Here is a 220-nt window from a genome sequence, read left to right as displayed (position 1 = left end):
AAGGGGTTAGACTGCGTAAGCGGTGCGAGGGTTCGAATCCCTCTCTCTCCGCCATTTGAATCACATCTTAGCAAGTTTTAGTATGGCGGCGTAGCTCAGCTGGCTAGAGCGTACGGTTCATACCCGTGAGGTCGGGGGTTCGATCCCCTCCGCCGCTACCATACATACCTGGAGGCTTAGCTCAGCTGGGAGAGCATCTGCCTTACAAGCAGAGGGTCGG

1 tRNA gene is annotated in these 220 nt (G+C 56.4%); it reads left to right on the top strand.

Annotated elements, in window-relative coordinates:
* Positions 1-84: 84 nt before the first annotated feature.
* Positions 85-161 (top strand) — tRNA-Met (locus IAE55_RS33660).
* Positions 162-220 lie beyond the last annotated feature (59 nt).

This window comes from Paenibacillus sp. S28, assembly GCF_016624415.1.
Classification (GTDB): Bacteria; Bacillota; Bacilli; order Paenibacillales; family Paenibacillaceae; genus Paenibacillus_AQ; species Paenibacillus_AQ favisporus.
The sequence above is the reverse complement of the archived record's forward strand: the minus strand, read 5'-3'. Positions and strand labels throughout refer to the sequence as shown.